This is a genomic window from Citrobacter sp. Cu096, assembly GCF_030332285.1.
Taxonomy (GTDB): Bacteria; Pseudomonadota; Gammaproteobacteria; order Enterobacterales; family Enterobacteriaceae; genus Citrobacter; species Citrobacter meridianamericanus.
On the sequence record NZ_JAOWID010000020.1, the window covers coordinates 1 to 14390 of the forward strand.

General features: G+C 50.0%; 29 protein-coding genes. 28 read left to right on the plus strand and 1 reads right to left on the minus strand.

Going from position 1 to position 14390, the window contains the following annotated elements; translation table 11 throughout:
- From tuf to bfr, 3 genes are all read left to right on the plus strand, one after another.
- On the plus strand, nucleotides 1-1041 hold a 1041-nt coding region (tuf, locus tag OGX99_RS06355), incomplete at its 5' end, for an elongation factor Tu (protein WP_058842576.1).
- A 185-nt stretch (nucleotides 1042-1226) separates the two neighbouring features.
- Nucleotides 1227-1421 (plus strand): bacterioferritin-associated ferredoxin, encoded by a 195-nt coding sequence (gene bfd / locus OGX99_RS06360; RefSeq protein WP_003031111.1) that lies wholly within the window; start codon nucleotides 1227-1229, stop codon nucleotides 1419-1421.
- 71 nt (nucleotides 1422-1492) lie between these two features.
- On the plus strand, nucleotides 1493-1969 hold the full coding sequence (gene bfr / locus OGX99_RS06365; protein WP_003031113.1) for a bacterioferritin: 477 nt from the start codon (nucleotides 1493-1495) through the stop codon (nucleotides 1967-1969).
- On the opposite strand, the gene OGX99_RS06370 is transcribed toward bfr, so the two are convergent.
- Nucleotides 1966-2433 (minus strand): prepilin peptidase, encoded by a 468-nt coding sequence (locus tag OGX99_RS06370; protein WP_151224112.1) that lies wholly within the window; start codon nucleotides 2431-2433, stop codon nucleotides 1966-1968. The genes bfr and OGX99_RS06370 overlap by 4 nt on opposite strands.
- A gap of 375 nt (nucleotides 2434-2808) precedes the next feature.
- On the opposite strand from OGX99_RS06370, the gene rpsJ reads away from it, so the two are divergent.
- The 25 genes from rpsJ to rpsK all read left to right on the plus strand — a co-directional run bounded on the left by rpsJ (nucleotide 2809) and on the right by rpsK (nucleotide 14365).
- Nucleotides 2809-3120: a 30S ribosomal protein S10 gene (gene rpsJ / locus OGX99_RS06375; protein ID WP_001181005.1), complete on the plus strand. Its 312-nt coding sequence runs from the start codon at nucleotides 2809-2811 to the stop codon at nucleotides 3118-3120.
- 32 nt (nucleotides 3121-3152) lie between these two features.
- Nucleotides 3153-3782: a 50S ribosomal protein L3 gene (rplC, locus tag OGX99_RS06380; protein WP_003031117.1), complete on the plus strand. Its 630-nt coding sequence runs from the start codon at nucleotides 3153-3155 to the stop codon at nucleotides 3780-3782.
- A gap of 10 nt (nucleotides 3783-3792) precedes the next feature.
- Entirely contained in the window at nucleotides 3793-4398 is a 606-nt protein-coding gene (rplD, locus tag OGX99_RS06385; RefSeq protein ID WP_003031119.1) for a 50S ribosomal protein L4, read from the plus strand.
- Nucleotides 4395-4697: a 50S ribosomal protein L23 gene (rplW, locus tag OGX99_RS06390; protein ID WP_000617546.1), complete on the plus strand. Its 303-nt coding sequence runs from the start codon at nucleotides 4395-4397 to the stop codon at nucleotides 4695-4697. Before rplD ends, rplW begins: the two co-directional genes overlap by 4 nt.
- Before the next feature lie 17 nt (nucleotides 4698-4714).
- On the plus strand, nucleotides 4715-5536 hold the full coding sequence (rplB, locus tag OGX99_RS06395; RefSeq protein WP_000301869.1) for a 50S ribosomal protein L2: 822 nt from the start codon (nucleotides 4715-4717) through the stop codon (nucleotides 5534-5536).
- Nucleotides 5537-5552: 16 nt separating this feature from the next.
- A complete protein-coding gene (rpsS, locus tag OGX99_RS06400) occupies nucleotides 5553-5831 on the plus strand; it encodes a 30S ribosomal protein S19 (RefSeq protein WP_001138115.1) in 279 nt (92 codons plus the stop codon).
- Nucleotides 5832-5845: 14 nt separating this feature from the next.
- Nucleotides 5846-6178 carry a 50S ribosomal protein L22 gene (gene rplV, locus OGX99_RS06405; protein ID WP_000448832.1) on the plus strand — a complete coding sequence of 111 codons (333 nt, stop codon included), beginning with the start codon at nucleotides 5846-5848 and terminating at the stop codon, nucleotides 6176-6178.
- A 17-nt stretch (nucleotides 6179-6195) separates the two neighbouring features.
- Complete coding sequence (rpsC, locus tag OGX99_RS06410) at nucleotides 6196-6897, plus strand: 30S ribosomal protein S3 (protein WP_000529945.1); 702 nt, start codon at nucleotides 6196-6198, stop codon at nucleotides 6895-6897.
- A 12-nt stretch (nucleotides 6898-6909) separates the two neighbouring features.
- Complete coding sequence (gene rplP, locus OGX99_RS06415) at nucleotides 6910-7320, plus strand: 50S ribosomal protein L16 (RefSeq protein ID WP_000941208.1); 411 nt, start codon at nucleotides 6910-6912, stop codon at nucleotides 7318-7320.
- Nucleotides 7320-7511: a 50S ribosomal protein L29 gene (gene rpmC / locus OGX99_RS06420; protein WP_000644742.1), complete on the plus strand. Its 192-nt coding sequence runs from the start codon at nucleotides 7320-7322 to the stop codon at nucleotides 7509-7511. The genes rplP and rpmC overlap by 1 nt, the downstream gene beginning before the upstream one ends.
- Nucleotides 7511-7765 carry a 30S ribosomal protein S17 gene (gene rpsQ, locus OGX99_RS06425; protein ID WP_003031120.1) on the plus strand — a complete coding sequence of 85 codons (255 nt, stop codon included), beginning with the start codon at nucleotides 7511-7513 and terminating at the stop codon, nucleotides 7763-7765. Before rpmC ends, rpsQ begins: the two co-directional genes overlap by 1 nt.
- 163 nt (nucleotides 7766-7928) lie before the next feature.
- The gene (gene rplN / locus OGX99_RS06430) at nucleotides 7929-8300 is read left to right on the plus strand and encodes a 50S ribosomal protein L14 (protein ID WP_000613954.1); all 372 of its coding nucleotides are present in this window, start codon (nucleotides 7929-7931) and stop codon (nucleotides 8298-8300) included.
- A gap of 10 nt (nucleotides 8301-8310) precedes the next feature.
- A complete protein-coding gene (gene rplX / locus OGX99_RS06435; RefSeq protein ID WP_003031122.1) occupies nucleotides 8311-8625 on the plus strand; it encodes a 50S ribosomal protein L24 in 315 nt (104 codons plus the stop codon).
- A 14-nt stretch (nucleotides 8626-8639) separates the two neighbouring features.
- Nucleotides 8640-9179, plus strand: a complete 540-nt coding sequence (rplE, locus tag OGX99_RS06440; RefSeq protein WP_003031123.1) for a 50S ribosomal protein L5 — start codon at nucleotides 8640-8642, stop codon at nucleotides 9177-9179.
- 14 nt (nucleotides 9180-9193) lie between these two features.
- Nucleotides 9194-9499, plus strand: a complete 306-nt coding sequence (gene rpsN / locus OGX99_RS06445) for a 30S ribosomal protein S14 (protein ID WP_003031125.1) — start codon at nucleotides 9194-9196, stop codon at nucleotides 9497-9499.
- A gap of 30 nt (nucleotides 9500-9529) precedes the next feature.
- Nucleotides 9530-9922, plus strand: coding sequence for a 30S ribosomal protein S8 (gene rpsH / locus OGX99_RS06450; protein ID WP_003031127.1), 393 nt, complete (start codon nucleotides 9530-9532; stop codon nucleotides 9920-9922).
- 12 nt (nucleotides 9923-9934) lie between these two features.
- Nucleotides 9935-10468: a 50S ribosomal protein L6 gene (rplF, locus tag OGX99_RS06455; protein ID WP_003031129.1), complete on the plus strand. Its 534-nt coding sequence runs from the start codon at nucleotides 9935-9937 to the stop codon at nucleotides 10466-10468.
- Nucleotides 10469-10477: 9 nt separating this feature from the next.
- On the plus strand, nucleotides 10478-10831 hold the full coding sequence (gene rplR / locus OGX99_RS06460; protein WP_000358960.1) for a 50S ribosomal protein L18: 354 nt from the start codon (nucleotides 10478-10480) through the stop codon (nucleotides 10829-10831).
- 14 nt (nucleotides 10832-10845) lie between these two features.
- Nucleotides 10846-11349: a 30S ribosomal protein S5 gene (gene rpsE, locus OGX99_RS06465; protein WP_003031131.1), complete on the plus strand. Its 504-nt coding sequence runs from the start codon at nucleotides 10846-10848 to the stop codon at nucleotides 11347-11349.
- Between the two features lie 3 nt (nucleotides 11350-11352).
- On the plus strand, nucleotides 11353-11532 hold the full coding sequence (gene rpmD, locus OGX99_RS06470) for a 50S ribosomal protein L30 (RefSeq protein WP_001140434.1): 180 nt from the start codon (nucleotides 11353-11355) through the stop codon (nucleotides 11530-11532).
- A 3-nt stretch (nucleotides 11533-11535) separates the two neighbouring features.
- Nucleotides 11536-11970 (plus strand): 50S ribosomal protein L15, encoded by a 435-nt coding sequence (rplO, locus tag OGX99_RS06475; RefSeq protein ID WP_003031132.1) that lies wholly within the window; start codon nucleotides 11536-11538, stop codon nucleotides 11968-11970.
- A 7-nt stretch (nucleotides 11971-11977) separates the two neighbouring features.
- Nucleotides 11978-13309 carry a preprotein translocase subunit SecY gene (gene secY / locus OGX99_RS06480; protein WP_001118864.1) on the plus strand — a complete coding sequence of 444 codons (1332 nt, stop codon included), beginning with the start codon at nucleotides 11978-11980 and terminating at the stop codon, nucleotides 13307-13309.
- Between the two features lie 30 nt (nucleotides 13310-13339).
- A complete protein-coding gene (gene rpmJ, locus OGX99_RS06485) occupies nucleotides 13340-13456 on the plus strand; it encodes a 50S ribosomal protein L36 (RefSeq protein ID WP_000868187.1) in 117 nt (38 codons plus the stop codon).
- A gap of 146 nt (nucleotides 13457-13602) precedes the next feature.
- Complete coding sequence (gene rpsM / locus OGX99_RS06490) at nucleotides 13603-13959, plus strand: 30S ribosomal protein S13 (protein ID WP_003031135.1); 357 nt, start codon at nucleotides 13603-13605, stop codon at nucleotides 13957-13959.
- Between the two features lie 16 nt (nucleotides 13960-13975).
- The gene (rpsK, locus tag OGX99_RS06495; protein ID WP_003031137.1) at nucleotides 13976-14365 is read left to right on the plus strand and encodes a 30S ribosomal protein S11; all 390 of its coding nucleotides are present in this window, start codon (nucleotides 13976-13978) and stop codon (nucleotides 14363-14365) included.
- Nucleotides 14366-14390 lie beyond the last annotated feature (25 nt).

Here is a 14390-nt window from a genome sequence, read left to right on the forward strand (position 1 = left end):
CAGATCGATAACGCGCCGGAAGAAAAAGCTCGTGGTATCACCATCAACACTTCTCACGTTGAATATGACACCCCGACTCGCCACTACGCACACGTAGACTGCCCGGGCCACGCCGACTATGTTAAAAACATGATCACCGGTGCTGCGCAGATGGACGGCGCGATCCTGGTTGTTGCTGCGACTGACGGCCCGATGCCGCAGACTCGTGAGCACATCCTGCTGGGTCGTCAGGTAGGCGTTCCGTACATCATCGTGTTCCTGAACAAATGCGACATGGTTGATGACGAAGAGCTGCTGGAACTGGTAGAAATGGAAGTTCGTGAACTTCTGTCTCAGTACGATTTCCCGGGCGACGACACGCCGATCGTTCGTGGTTCTGCTCTGAAAGCGCTGGAAGGCGAAGCAGAGTGGGAAGCGAAAATCATCGAACTGGCTGGCTTCCTGGATTCTTACATCCCAGAACCAGAACGTGCTATCGATAAGCCGTTCCTGCTGCCAATCGAAGACGTATTCTCCATCTCCGGTCGTGGTACCGTTGTTACCGGTCGTGTAGAGCGCGGTATCATCAAAGTTGGTGAAGAAGTTGAAATCGTTGGTATCAAAGAGACTGCCAAGTCTACCTGTACTGGCGTTGAAATGTTCCGCAAACTGCTGGACGAAGGCCGTGCTGGTGAGAACGTTGGTGTTCTGCTGCGTGGTATCAAACGTGAAGAAATCGAACGTGGTCAGGTACTGGCTAAGCCGGGCTCTATCAAGCCGCACACCAAGTTCGAATCTGAAGTGTACATTCTGTCCAAAGACGAAGGCGGCCGTCATACTCCGTTCTTCAAAGGCTACCGTCCGCAGTTCTACTTCCGTACTACTGACGTGACTGGTACCATCGAACTGCCGGAAGGCGTTGAGATGGTAATGCCGGGCGACAACATCAAAATGGTTGTTACCCTGATCCACCCAATCGCGATGGACGACGGTCTGCGTTTCGCAATCCGTGAAGGCGGCCGTACTGTTGGTGCGGGCGTTGTTGCTAAAGTAATGAGCTAATTATTGATTAATTAGCTTTGAGCTTAAAAAGGGCGCTTCGGCGCCCTTTTTGCTGCCTGCTATTTAGTGATTGTCATATTTATTCGCATTTTTTATTCATTCTCACACCGCGTAAATAGCGTTGTGCTATTGTAATCATAACTATTCTCATTTACAATTTGCACAGAAATTGAACGGGAGCGATCATGTACGTTTGTTTGTGTAATGCGATAAGTGATAAAAAAATACGTCAGGCTGTTCGCCAGTTTCACCCTCAGTCTTTTCAGCAGTTACGTAAATTTATTCCTGTTGGAAATCAATGTGGTAAATGCATTCGTGCTGCTCGCGAAGTCATGCAGGATGAATTGACACAAATGCCAGAATTTAAAGAAATCGCCTAAGTCACACTCTTTTTTTTGACATCCCTGTAGCCCCATCTACGCTCTAAGAGTGGAAGCGGAGGGACTATAAAATGAAAGGTGATGTTAAAATCATAAATTATCTCAATAAACTATTGGGAAATGAGCTTGTCGCAATCAACCAGTATTTTCTCCATGCTCGTATGTTTAAAAACTGGGGACTGACTCGCCTCAATGATGTTGAGTACCATGAATCTATCGATGAGATGAAACACGCTGATAAGTATATTGAGCGTATTTTATTTCTGGAAGGGCTCCCAAACTTACAGGATCTTGGTAAGTTGGGTATAGGTGAAGACGTTGAAGAGATGCTGCAATCCGATCTTCGACTCGAACTCGATGGTGCTAAAGATTTACGCGAAGCCATTGCCTATGCTGATAGCGTTCATGACTATGTCAGCCGGGACATGATGATCGAGATCCTGACTGAAGAAGAAGGTCATATTGACTGGCTCGAAACAGAGCTGGACCTGATTGCAAAACTGGGCTTGCAAAATTATCTGCAGTCGCAAATTAAAGTCAGTGACTAAACGCCCTGTAGCAGATTTATCCCGCCAATAACATAACCCGCAGCCGCCAGATATGGCCCAAATGGCAGCGGGTTTTTTAACGCCTGTCTCCCGCACCAGACGCAGGTGATTCCAGTGAGGCAACAGGCCATGCCGGCGGCAAGTAAAACCAGCAGGGGTAATGATTCCCAGCGATGCCATGCGCCTAGCGCGGCAAGAAATTTGACATCACCAAAACCTAATCCTTCCTGTCGAAATAGCAGACGATACCCCCAGTAGAACAGTGAAAATGCACCATAACCTGCTACGGCCCCCCAAAGCGCTTCGGATAACTGTGCCGGTCTGCAACACTGATGATAAATAAGACCGCTCCACAAAAGCGGGCAGGTAAATTTGTCGGGCAACAATCCGGTACGTAAATCCTGAACTAAGAGCAGCGCTGATAGCGAAACATAAATCAGCAGAAAGGGGAGGTCGATGTACATAGGCAAGCCTCGTGCGGCAAAAAGGTTACCCTCGGGTAAAACCGGCGGCCATACAAGTCTGGGATGTTAGTTATGTAAATTCCCTTCCACGGAAAACACGCGACGCCATAGCGCATACAGTCGGAGTGGAAGGGGGTTCGCATTTGCGAGTGATTAATTTCTACGCGGCACTTGCTTAAGACTGAGATTTACGTATAATGCGCGGGCTTGTCTAATATTGACAGCGGTTCGATATGAGCCACCGGTACTGCGAAAGCAATACCAGACAATGTTCCCAATCGGGGAACTCTGTAAGAACGGTTACACTCTCCCATCAATCGTAATGGGTTTGAGGAGTAACTATTTCGTCTATAAAATAATTGGAGCTCTGGTCTCATGCAGAACCAAAGAATCCGTATCCGTTTGAAAGCGTTTGATCATCGTCTGATCGATCAATCAACCGCGGAAATCGTCGAGACTGCCAAGCGCACTGGTGCGCAGGTTCGTGGTCCGATCCCGCTGCCGACCCGCAAAGAGCGTTTCACCGTTCTGATCTCCCCGCACGTTAACAAAGACGCGCGTGATCAGTACGAGATTCGTACTCACAAGCGTCTGGTTGACATCGTTGAGCCAACTGAAAAAACCGTTGATGCTCTGATGCGTCTGGACCTGGCTGCCGGTGTAGACGTGCAGATCAGCCTGGGTTAATCAGGTCATCGAGCGATTGAGAGGTTGATACAATGATTGGTTTAGTCGGTAAAAAAGTGGGTATGACCCGCATCTTCACTGAAGATGGCGTATCTATCCCAGTAACCGTTATCGAAGTTGAAGCAAACCGCGTTACTCAGGTTAAAGATCTGGCTAACGATGGCTATCGCGCTGTTCAGGTTACCACTGGTGCTAAAAAAGCTAACCGTGTAACTAAGCCGGAAGCTGGTCACTTTGCTAAAGCTGGCGTAGAAGCTGGCCGCGGCCTGTGGGAGTTCCGTCTGGCAGATGGTGAAGAATACACCGTTGGTCAGAACATTAGCGTTGAACTGTTTGCTGACGTTAAAAAAGTTGACGTAACCGGTACCTCTAAAGGTAAAGGTTTCGCTGGTACCGTTAAGCGCTGGAACTTCCGTACCCAGGACGCTACTCACGGTAACTCCTTGTCTCACCGCGTTCCGGGTTCTATCGGTCAGAACCAGACTCCGGGCAAAGTGTTCAAAGGCAAGAAAATGGCAGGTCAGCTGGGCAACGAACGTGTAACCGTTCAGAGCCTGGACGTAGTACGTGTTGACGCTGAGCGCAACCTGCTGCTGGTTAAAGGTGGTGTTCCGGGTGCGACCGGTTGCGACCTGATCGTTAAACCAGCTGTGAAGGCGTAAGGGGATAGCAATGGAATTAGTATTGAAAGACGCGCAGAGCGCGCTGACTGTTTCCGAAACTACCTTCGGTCGTGATTTCAACGAAGCGCTGGTTCACCAGGTTGTTGTTGCTTATGCAGCTGGTGCTCGTCAGGGTACTCGTGCTCAGAAGACTCGTGCTGAAGTAACTGGTTCAGGCAAAAAGCCGTGGCGCCAGAAAGGTACCGGCCGTGCGCGTTCAGGTTCTATCAAGAGCCCGATCTGGCGTTCAGGTGGCGTGACCTTCGCTGCTCGTCCACAGGACCACAGTCAAAAAGTTAACAAAAAGATGTACCGCGGCGCGCTGAAAAGCATTCTGTCCGAACTGGTACGTCAGGATCGTCTGATCGTTGTCGAATCATTCTCTGTTGAAGCGCCTAAAACTAAGCTGCTGGCACAGAAACTGAAAGACATGGCTCTGGAAGATGTGCTGATCATCACCGGTGAGCTGGACGAAAACCTGTTCCTGGCTGCGCGCAACCTGCACAAGGTTGACGTACGCGATGCAACTGGTATCGACCCGGTTAGCCTGATCGCCTTCGACAAAGTCGTAATGACTGCTGATGCTGTTAAGCAAGTTGAGGAGATGCTGGCATGATTCGTGAAGAACGTCTGCTGAAAGTGCTGCGCGCACCGCACGTTTCTGAAAAAGCGTCTACTGCGATGGAAAAAACTAACACCATCGTTCTCAAAGTTGCTAAAGACGCGACCAAAGCAGAAATCAAAGCTGCTGTGCAGAAACTGTTTGAAGTCGAAGTCGAAGTCGTTAACACCCTGGTAGTTAAAGGGAAAGTTAAACGTCACGGACAGCGTATCGGTCGTCGTAGCGACTGGAAAAAAGCTTACGTCACCCTGAAGGAAGGCCAGAATCTGGACTTCGTCGGCGGCGCTGAGTAAGTCGGAGGAGTAATACAATGGCAGTTGTTAAATGTAAACCGACATCTCCGGGTCGTCGCCACGTTGTTAAAGTGGTCAACCCAGAGCTGCACAAGGGCAAACCTTTTGCTCCGCTGGTTGAAAAAAACAGCAAATCCGGTGGTCGTAACAACAATGGCCGCATCACCACTCGTCACATCGGTGGTGGTCACAAGCAGGCTTATCGTATTGTTGACTTCAAACGCAACAAAGACGGTATCCCGGCAGTTGTTGAACGTCTTGAGTACGATCCGAACCGTTCCGCGAACATCGCGCTGGTTCTGTACAAAGACGGTGAACGCCGTTACATCCTGGCCCCTAAAGGCCTGAAAGCTGGCGACCAGATTCAATCTGGCGTTGATGCTGCAATCAAAGCAGGTAACACCCTGCCGATGCGCAATATCCCGGTTGGTTCTACCGTTCATAACGTAGAAATGAAACCAGGTAAAGGCGGTCAGCTGGCACGTTCCGCTGGTACTTACGTTCAGATCGTTGCTCGTGATGGTGCTTATGTCACCCTGCGTCTGCGTTCTGGTGAAATGCGTAAAGTCGAAGCAGATTGCCGTGCGACTCTGGGCGAAGTTGGCAATGCTGAGCATATGCTGCGCGTTCTGGGTAAAGCAGGTGCTGCACGCTGGCGTGGTGTTCGTCCTACCGTTCGCGGTACTGCGATGAACCCAGTCGATCACCCACATGGTGGTGGTGAAGGTCGTAACTTTGGTAAGCACCCGGTAACTCCGTGGGGCGTTCAGACCAAAGGTAAGAAGACCCGCAGCAACAAGCGTACTGATAAATTCATCGTACGTCGCCGTAGCAAATAATTTTAGAGGATAAGCCATGCCACGTTCTCTCAAGAAAGGTCCTTTTATTGACCTGCACTTGCTGAAGAAGGTAGAGAAAGCGGTGGAAAGCGGAGACAAGAAGCCCCTGCGCACTTGGTCCCGTCGTTCAACGATCTTTCCTAACATGATCGGTTTGACCATCGCTGTCCATAATGGTCGTCAGCACGTTCCGGTATTTGTTTCCGACGAAATGGTCGGTCACAAACTGGGTGAATTCGCACCGACTCGTACTTATCGCGGCCACGCTGCTGATAAAAAAGCGAAGAAGAAATAAGGTAGGAGGAAGAGATGGAAACTTTAGCTCAACATCGCCATGCTCGTTCTTCTGCTCAGAAGGTTCGCCTTGTTGCAGACCTGATTCGCGGTAAGAAAGTGTCGCAGGCTCTGGATATTCTGACCTACACCAATAAGAAAGCGGCTGTACTGGTTAAGAAAGTCCTGGAATCTGCCATTGCTAACGCTGAACACAACGATGGCGCTGACATTGACGATCTGAAAGTTACGAAAATTTTCGTAGACGAAGGCCCGAGCATGAAGCGCATTATGCCGCGTGCAAAAGGTCGTGCAGATCGCATCCTGAAGCGCACCAGCCACATTACTGTGGTTGTGTCCGATCGCTGAGACTCTGGAGACTAGCAATGGGTCAGAAAGTACATCCTAATGGTATTCGCCTGGGTATTGTAAAACCATGGAACTCAACCTGGTTTGCGAACACCAAAGAATTCGCTGACAACCTGGACAGCGATTTTAAAGTACGTCAGTACCTGACTAAGGAACTGGCTAAAGCGTCTGTATCTCGTATCGTTATCGAGCGTCCGGCTAAGAGCATCCGTGTGACCATTCACACCGCTCGCCCGGGTATCGTTATCGGTAAGAAAGGCGAAGACGTAGAAAAACTGCGCAAAGTCGTAGCGGATATTGCTGGCGTTCCTGCTCAGATCAATATCGCCGAAGTGCGTAAGCCTGAACTGGACGCAAAATTGGTTGCTGACAGCATCACTTCTCAGCTGGAACGTCGCGTTATGTTCCGTCGTGCTATGAAGCGTGCTGTACAGAACGCAATGCGTCTGGGCGCTAAAGGTATCAAAGTTGAAGTTAGCGGCCGTCTGGGCGGCGCGGAAATCGCACGTACCGAATGGTACCGTGAAGGTCGCGTACCGCTGCACACTCTGCGTGCTGACATCGACTACAACACCTCTGAAGCGCACACCACTTACGGTGTAATCGGCGTTAAGGTATGGATCTTCAAAGGCGAGATCCTGGGTGGTATGGCTGCTGTTGAACAACCGGAAAAACCGGCTGCGCAACCTAAAAAGCAGCAGCGTAAAGGCCGTAAATAAGGAGCGTCGCTGATGTTACAACCAAAGCGTACAAAATTCCGTAAAATGCACAAAGGCCGTAACCGCGGTCTGGCTGCTGGCGCGGATGTTAGCTTCGGCAGCTTCGGTCTGAAAGCTGTTGGCCGTGGTCGTCTGACTGCCCGTCAGATCGAAGCAGCACGTCGTGCTATGACCCGTGCAGTTAAGCGTCAAGGTAAGATCTGGATCCGTGTATTCCCGGACAAACCGATCACTGAAAAGCCGCTGGCAGTGCGTATGGGTAAAGGTAAAGGTAACGTAGAGTATTGGGTTGCCTTGATTCAGCCGGGTAAAGTCCTGTATGAAATGGACGGCGTACCGGAAGAGCTGGCCCGTGAAGCATTCAAGCTGGCAGCAGCGAAACTGCCGATTAAAACCACCTTTGTAACTAAGACGGTGATGTAATGAAAGCAAAAGAGCTGCGTGAGAAGAGTGTTGAAGAGCTGAACACCGAGCTGCTGAATCTGCTGCGTGAGCAGTTCAACCTGCGTATGCAGGCTGCAAGTGGCCAGCTGCAACAGTCTCACCTGTTGAAGCAAGTGCGTCGTGATGTCGCACGCGTTAAGACTTTACTGACTGAGAAGGCGGGTGCGTAATGACCGATAAAATCCGTACTCTGCAAGGTCGCGTTGTTAGCGATAAAATGGAGAAATCCATCGTTGTTGCTATCGAACGTTTTGTGAAACACCCGATCTACGGTAAATTCATTAAGCGTACGACCAAACTGCACGTACATGACGAGAACAACGAATGCGGTACTGGTGACGTGGTTGAAATCCGCGAATGCCGTCCGCTGTCCAAGACTAAGTCCTGGACGCTGGTTCGCGTTGTAGAGAAAGCCGTTCTGTAATACAGTAGGCATTCTCAACGAATAAACGGCTCAGCGATGAGCCGTTTATTTTTTCTACCCATATCGTTGAAGCGGTGTTATAATGCCGCGCCCCCGATATGGGGCTTTTTTAACGACCTGATTTTCGGGTCTCAGTAGTAGTTGACATTAGCGGAGCACTAAAATGATCCAAGAACAGACTATGCTGAACGTCGCCGACAACTCCGGTGCACGTCGCGTAATGTGTATCAAGGTTCTGGGTGGCTCGCACCGTCGCTACGCAGGCGTCGGCGATATCATCAAGATCACCATCAAGGAAGCAATTCCGCGTGGTAAGGTCAAAAAAGGTGATGTGCTGAAGGCGGTAGTGGTGCGCACCAAGAAGGGTGTTCGTCGCCCGGACGGTTCTGTCATTCGCTTCGATGGTAATGCATGCGTTATTTTAAACAATAACAGCGAGCAACCTATCGGTACGCGTATTTTTGGGCCGGTAACTCGTGAACTTCGTAACGAGAAGTTCATGAAAATTATCTCTCTGGCACCAGAAGTACTCTAAGGAGCGAATCATGGCAGCGAAGATCCGTCGTGATGACGAAGTTATCGTGTTAACCGGTAAAGATAAAGGTAAACGCGGTAAAGTTAAGAATGTCCTGTCTTCCGGCAAGGTCATTGTTGAAGGTATTAACCTGGTTAAGAAACATCAGAAGCCGGTTCCGGCCCTGAACCAGCCAGGCGGCATCGTAGAGAAAGAAGCAGCTATTCAGATCTCTAACCTTGCTATCTTCAACGCGGCAACCGGCAAGGCTGACCGTGTAGGCTTTAGATTCGAAGACGGTAAAAAAGTCCGTTTCTTCAAATCTAACAGCGAAACTATCAAGTAATTTGGAGTAGTACGATGGCGAAACTGCATGATTACTACAAAGACGAAGTAGTCGCTAAACTCATGACTGAGTTTAACTACAATTCTGTCATGCAAGTCCCTCGGGTCGAGAAGATCACCCTGAACATGGGTGTTGGTGAAGCGATCGCTGACAAAAAACTGCTGGATAACGCAGCAGCTGACCTGACAGCAATCTCCGGTCAAAAACCGCTGATCACCAAAGCACGCAAATCAGTTGCAGGCTTCAAAATCCGTCAGGGCTATCCGATCGGCTGTAAAGTAACTCTGCGTGGCGAACGCATGTGGGAGTTCTTTGAGCGCCTGATCACTATTGCTGTTCCACGTATCCGTGACTTCCGTGGCTTGTCCGCTAAGTCTTTCGACGGTCGTGGTAACTACAGCATGGGTGTCCGTGAGCAGATCATCTTCCCAGAAATCGACTACGATAAAGTCGACCGCGTGCGTGGTTTGGATATTACCATTACCACTACTGCGAAATCTGATGAAGAAGGCCGTGCTCTGCTGGCTGCCTTTGACTTCCCGTTCCGCAAGTAAGGTAGGGTTACTGAATGGCTAAGCAATCAATGAAAGCACGCGAAGTAAAGCGCGTAGCTTTAGCTGATAAGTACTTCGCAAAACGCGCTGAACTGAAAGCTATTATCTCTGATGTGAACGCGACCGACGAAGATCGTTGGAACGCAGTTCTCAAGCTGCAGTCTCTGCCGCGTGATTCCAGCCCGTCCCGTCAGCGTAACCGCTGCCGTCAAACAGGTCGTCCGCATGGCTATGTGGGCAAGTTCGGGTTGAGCCGTATCAAACTGCGTGAAGCCGCCATGCGCGGTGAAGTACCAGGCTTGAAAAAGGCTAGCTGGTAATTACCAATTGAATCACGGGAGTAAAGACAGATGAGCATGCAAGATCCGATCGCGGATATGCTGACCCGTATCCGTAACGGTCAGGCCGCGAATAAAGCTGCGGTCACCATGCCTTCCTCCAAGCTGAAAGTGGCAATTGCCAACGTGCTGAAGGAAGAAGGTTTTATTGAAGATTTTAAAGTTGAAGGCGACACCAAGCCGGAACTGGAACTTACTCTCAAGTATTTCCAGGGTAAAGCTGTTGTAGAAAGCATTCAGCGTGTCAGTCGCCCAGGTCTGCGCATTTATAAGCGTAAAGACGAGCTGCCGAAAGTTATGGCTGGCATGGGTATCGCAGTTGTTTCTACCTCTAAAGGTGTTATGACTGATCGTGCAGCGCGCCAGGCTGGTCTTGGTGGCGAAATTATCTGCTACGTAGCCTAATCGGAGGAAAAAATGTCTCGTGTTGCTAAAGCACCGGTCGTTATTCCTGCCGGCGTTGATGTAAAAATCAACGGTCAGGTTATTACGATCAAAGGTAAAAACGGCGAGCTGACTCGTACTCTCAACGATGCTGTTGCAGTAAATCATGCAGATAATGCACTGACCTTCGGTCCGCGTGATGGTTACGCAGATGGATGGGCTCAGGCTGGTACCGCGCGTGCCCTGCTGAATGCAATGGTTGTCGGTGTTACCGAAGGCTTCACTAAGAAGCTTCAGCTGGTTGGTGTAGGTTATCGTGCAGCGGTTAAAGGGAATGTAGTAAACCTGGCTTTAGGTTTCTCTCACCCAGTTGACCATCAGCTGCCTGCGGGTATCACTGCAGAATGTCCGTCTCAGACTGAAATCGTGCTGAAAGGCGCTGATAAACAGCTGATCGGTCAGGTTGCAGCAGATCTGCGCGCCTACCGTCGTCCTGAGCCTTATAAAGGCAAGGGTGTTCGTTACGCCGACGAAGTCGTGCGTACCAAAGAGGCTAAGAAGAAGTAAGGTAACACTATGGATAAGAAATCTGCTCGTATCCGTCGTGCGACCCGCGCACGCCGCAAGCTCCAGGAGCTGGGTGCAACTCGCCTGGTGGTACATCGTACCCCGCGTCATATTTACGCACAGGTAATTGCACCGAACGGTTCTGAAGTTCTGGTAGCTGCTTCTACTGTAGAAAAAGCTATCGCTGAACAATTGAAGTACACCGGTAACAAAGACGCTGCTGCAGCTGTAGGTAAAGCTGTTGCTGAACGCGCTCTGGAAAAAGGCATCAAAGATGTTTCTTTTGACCGTTCCGGGTTCCAATATCATGGTCGTGTCCAGGCACTGGCAGATGCTGCCCGTGAAGCTGGCCTTCAGTTCTAAGGTAGAGGTGTAAGATGGCTCACATCGAAAAACAAGCTGGCGAACTGCAGGAAAAGCTGATCGCGGTTAACCGCGTATCTAAAACCGTTAAAGGTGGTCGTATTTTCTCCTTCACAGCTCTGACTGTAGTTGGTGATGGTAACGGTCGCGTTGGTTTTGGTTACGGTAAAGCGCGTGAAGTTCCAGCAGCGATCCAGAAAGCGATGGAAAAAGCCCGTCGCAATATGATTAACGTCGCGCTGAACCACGGCACCCTGCAGCACCCGGTTAAGGGTACTCACACGGGTTCTCGTGTATTCATGCAGCCGGCTTCCGAAGGTACCGGTATCATCGCCGGTGGTGCAATGCGCGCCGTTCTGGAAGTCGCTGGAGTTCGTAACGTTCTGGCTAAAGCGTATGGTTCCACTAACCCGATTAACGTGGTTCGTGCAACTATCGATGGTCTGGAAAATATGAAATCTCCGGAAATGGTCGCTGCCAAGCGTGGTAAATCCGTTGAAGAAATTCTGGGGAAATAAACCATGGCAAAGACTATTAAAATTACTCAAACCCGCAGTGCAATCGGTCGTCTGCCGAAACACAAGGCAACGCTGCTTGGCCTGGGTCTGCGTCGTATTGGTCACACCGTAGAGCGCGAGGATACTCCTGCCGTTCGTGGTATGGTCAACGCGGTTTCCTTCATGGTTAAAGTTGAGGAGTAAGAGATGCGTTTAAATACTCTGTCTCCGGCCGAAGGCTCTAAAAAAGCGGCTCGCCGCCTGGGTCGTGGTATCGGTTCTGGCCTCGGTAAAACCGGTGGTCGTGGTCACAAAGGTCAGAAGTCTCGTTCTGGCGGTGGCGTACGTCGCGGTTTCGAGGGTGGCCAGATGCCTCTGTACCGTCGTCTGCCGAAATTCGGCTTCACTTCACGTAAAGCAGCGATTACAGCCGAAGTTCGTCTGTCTGACCTGGCTAAAGTTGAAGGCGGTGTTGTAGACCTGAACACGCTGAAAGCAGCTAACATTATCGGTATCCAGATCGAGTTCGCGAAAGTGATCCTGGCTGGTGAAGTCACTACTCCGGTAACTGTTCGTGGCCTGCGTGTTACTAAAGGCGCTCGTGCTGCTATCGAAGCTGCTGGCGGTAAAATCGAGGAATAAGTAGCAGATGGCTAAACAACCGGGATTAGATTTTCAAAGTGCCAAAGGTGGCTTAGGCGAGCTGAAACGCAGACTGCTGTTTGTAATCGGCGCGCTGATTGTGTTCCGTATTGGCTCTTTCATTCCGATCCCTGGTATTGATGCCGCTGTACTTGCCAAACTGCTTGAGCAACAGCGAGGCACCATCATTGAAATGTTTAACATGTTCTCTGGTGGTGCTCTCAGCCGTGCTTCTATCTTTGCTCTGGGGATCATGCCGTATATTTCGGCGTCGATCATTATCCAGCTGCTGACGGTGGTTCATCCAACGCTGGCAGAAATTAAGAAAGAAGGGGAGTCTGGTCGTCGTAAGATCAGCCAGTACACCCGCTACGGTACTCTGGTGCTGGCGATATTCCAGTCGATCGGTATTGCTACCGGTCTGCCGAATATGCCTGGTATGCAGGGCCTGGTGATGAACCCAGGCTTTGCATTCTATTTCACCGCTGTTGTAAGTCTGGTTACAGGGACGATGTTCCTGATGTGGTTGGGTGAACAGATTACTGAACGTGGTATCGGCAACGGTATCTCAATCATTATCTTCGCCGGTATTGTCGCGGGACTCCCGCCAGCCATTGCCCATACTATCGAGCAAGCGCGTCAAGGCGACCTGCACTTCCTCGTGTTGCTGTTGGTTGCAGTATTAGTATTCGCAGTGACGTTCTTTGTTGTATTTGTTGAGCGTGGTCAACGCCGCATTGTGGTAAACTACGCGAAACGTCAGCAAGGTCGTCGTGTCTATGCTGCACAGAGCACACATTTACCGCTGAAAGTGAATATGGCGGGGGTAATCCCAGCAATCTTCGCTTCCAGTATTATTCTGTTCCCGGCGACCATCGCGTCATGGTTCGGGGGCGGGACGGGTTGGAACTGGCTGACAACAATTTCGCTGTATTTGCAGCCTGGGCAACCGCTTTATGTGTTACTCTATGCGTCTGCAATCATATTCTTCTGTTTCTTCTACACGGCGTTGGTTTTCAACCCGCGTGAAACAGCAGATAACCTGAAGAAGTCCGGTGCATTTGTACCAGGAATTCGTCCGGGAGAGCAAACGGCGAAGTATATCGATAAAGTAATGACCCGCCTGACTTTGGTTGGTGCGCTCTACATTACCTTTATCTGCCTGATCCCGGAGTTCATGCGTGATGCAATGAAAGTACCGTTCTACTTCGGTGGGACCTCACTGCTTATCGTTGTTGTCGTGATTATGGACTTTATGGCTCAAGTGCAAACTCTGATGATGTCAAGTCAGTACGAGTCTGCATTGAAGAAGGCGAATCTGAAAGGCTACGGCCGTTAACAGTCGCCCGAGAAGTTACGGAGAGTAAAAATGAAAGTTCGTGCTTCCGTCAAGAAATTATGCCGTAACTGCAAAATCGTTAAGCGTGATGGTGTCATCCGTGTGATTTGCAGTGCCGAGCCGAAGCATAAACAGCGCCAAGGCTGATTTATTCGCATATTTTTCTTGCAAAGTTGGGTTGAGCTGGCTAGATTAGCCAGCCAATCTTTTGTATGTCTGTGCGTTTCCATTTGAGTATCCTGAAAACGGGCTTTTCAGCATGGTGCGTACATATTAAATAGTAGGAGTGCATAGTGGCCCGTATAGCAGGCATTAACATTCCTGATCAGAAACATGCTGTGATCGCATTAACTTCGATCTACGGCGTCGGCAAGACCCGTTCTAAAGCCATTCTGGCTGCCGCGGGTATCGCTGAAGATGTTAAGATCAGTGAGCTGTCTGAAGAACAAATCGACACGCTGCGTGACGAAGTTGCCAAATTTGTCGTTGAAGGTGATCTGCGCCGTGAAGTTAGCATGAGCATCAAGCGCCTTATGGACCTTGGTTGCTATCGCGGTTTGCGTCATCGTCGTGGTCTCCCGGTTCGCGGTCAGCGTACCAAGACCAACGCACGTACCCGTAAGGGTCCGCGCAAACCGATCAAGAAATAATCGGGGTGATTGAATAATGGCAAAGGCACCAATTCGTGCACGTAAACGTGTAAGAAAACAAGTCTCTGACGGCGTGGCTCATATCCATGCTTCTTTTAACAACACCATCGTTACCATCACTGATCGTCAGGGTAACGCACTGGGTTGGGCAACAGCCGGTGGTTCCGGTTTCCGTGGTTCTCGCAAATCCACTCCGTTTGCAGCTCAGGTTGCAGCAGAGCGTTGCGCTGAAGCCGTAAAAGAATACGGTATCAAGAATCTGGAAGTTATGGTCAAAGGACCGGGTCCAGGTCGCGAATCTACTGTTCGTGCTCTGAACGCCGCTGGTTTCCGCATCACTAATATTACTGATGTGACTCCGATCCCTCATAACGGTTGTCGTCCGCCGAAAAAACGTCGCGTATAACGCTGTCGTTTCTAGGATTGTTGGA

Bases quoted from the DNA above. Each gene is read 5' to 3' on its own strand.
- rplP (WP_000941208.1), top strand. From the start codon at position 6,910: ATGTTACAACCAAAGCGTACAAAATTCCGTAAAATGCACAAAGGCCGT.
- rplR (WP_000358960.1), top strand. From the start codon at position 10,478: ATGGATAAGAAATCTGCTCGTATCCGTCGTGCGACCCGCGCACGCCGC.
- rplE (WP_003031123.1), top strand. From the start codon at position 8,640: ATGGCGAAACTGCATGATTACTACAAAGACGAAGTAGTCGCTAAACTC.
- rpsJ (WP_001181005.1), top strand. From the start codon at position 2,809: ATGCAGAACCAAAGAATCCGTATCCGTTTGAAAGCGTTTGATCATCGT.
- rpsH (WP_003031127.1), top strand. From the start codon at position 9,530: ATGAGCATGCAAGATCCGATCGCGGATATGCTGACCCGTATCCGTAAC.
- rpmD (WP_001140434.1), top strand. From the start codon at position 11,353: ATGGCAAAGACTATTAAAATTACTCAAACCCGCAGTGCAATCGGTCGT.
- rplN (WP_000613954.1), top strand. From the start codon at position 7,929: ATGATCCAAGAACAGACTATGCTGAACGTCGCCGACAACTCCGGTGCA.
- rplX (WP_003031122.1), top strand. From the start codon at position 8,311: ATGGCAGCGAAGATCCGTCGTGATGACGAAGTTATCGTGTTAACCGGT.
- rpsC (WP_000529945.1), top strand. From the start codon at position 6,196: ATGGGTCAGAAAGTACATCCTAATGGTATTCGCCTGGGTATTGTAAAA.
- rpmC (WP_000644742.1), top strand. From the start codon at position 7,320: ATGAAAGCAAAAGAGCTGCGTGAGAAGAGTGTTGAAGAGCTGAACACC.
- rplV (WP_000448832.1), top strand. From the start codon at position 5,846: ATGGAAACTTTAGCTCAACATCGCCATGCTCGTTCTTCTGCTCAGAAG.
- rplB (WP_000301869.1), top strand. From the start codon at position 4,715: ATGGCAGTTGTTAAATGTAAACCGACATCTCCGGGTCGTCGCCACGTT.
- rpmJ (WP_000868187.1), top strand. From the start codon at position 13,340: ATGAAAGTTCGTGCTTCCGTCAAGAAATTATGCCGTAACTGCAAAATC.
- rplF (WP_003031129.1), top strand. From the start codon at position 9,935: ATGTCTCGTGTTGCTAAAGCACCGGTCGTTATTCCTGCCGGCGTTGAT.
- rpsN (WP_003031125.1), top strand. From the start codon at position 9,194: ATGGCTAAGCAATCAATGAAAGCACGCGAAGTAAAGCGCGTAGCTTTA.
- bfr (WP_003031113.1), top strand. From the start codon at position 1,493: ATGAAAGGTGATGTTAAAATCATAAATTATCTCAATAAACTATTGGGA.
- rpsQ (WP_003031120.1), top strand. From the start codon at position 7,511: ATGACCGATAAAATCCGTACTCTGCAAGGTCGCGTTGTTAGCGATAAA.
- rpsS (WP_001138115.1), top strand. From the start codon at position 5,553: ATGCCACGTTCTCTCAAGAAAGGTCCTTTTATTGACCTGCACTTGCTG.
- rplW (WP_000617546.1), top strand. From the start codon at position 4,395: ATGATTCGTGAAGAACGTCTGCTGAAAGTGCTGCGCGCACCGCACGTT.
- secY (WP_001118864.1), top strand. From the start codon at position 11,978: ATGGCTAAACAACCGGGATTAGATTTTCAAAGTGCCAAAGGTGGCTTA.
- rplC (WP_003031117.1), top strand. From the start codon at position 3,153: ATGATTGGTTTAGTCGGTAAAAAAGTGGGTATGACCCGCATCTTCACT.
- rpsE (WP_003031131.1), top strand. From the start codon at position 10,846: ATGGCTCACATCGAAAAACAAGCTGGCGAACTGCAGGAAAAGCTGATC.
- OGX99_RS06370 (WP_151224112.1), bottom strand. From the start codon at position 2,433: ATGTACATCGACCTCCCCTTTCTGCTGATTTATGTTTCGCTATCAGCG.
- rpsK (WP_003031137.1), top strand. From the start codon at position 13,976: ATGGCAAAGGCACCAATTCGTGCACGTAAACGTGTAAGAAAACAAGTC.
- rplD (WP_003031119.1), top strand. From the start codon at position 3,793: ATGGAATTAGTATTGAAAGACGCGCAGAGCGCGCTGACTGTTTCCGAA.
- rplO (WP_003031132.1), top strand. From the start codon at position 11,536: ATGCGTTTAAATACTCTGTCTCCGGCCGAAGGCTCTAAAAAAGCGGCT.
- bfd (WP_003031111.1), top strand. From the start codon at position 1,227: ATGTACGTTTGTTTGTGTAATGCGATAAGTGATAAAAAAATACGTCAG.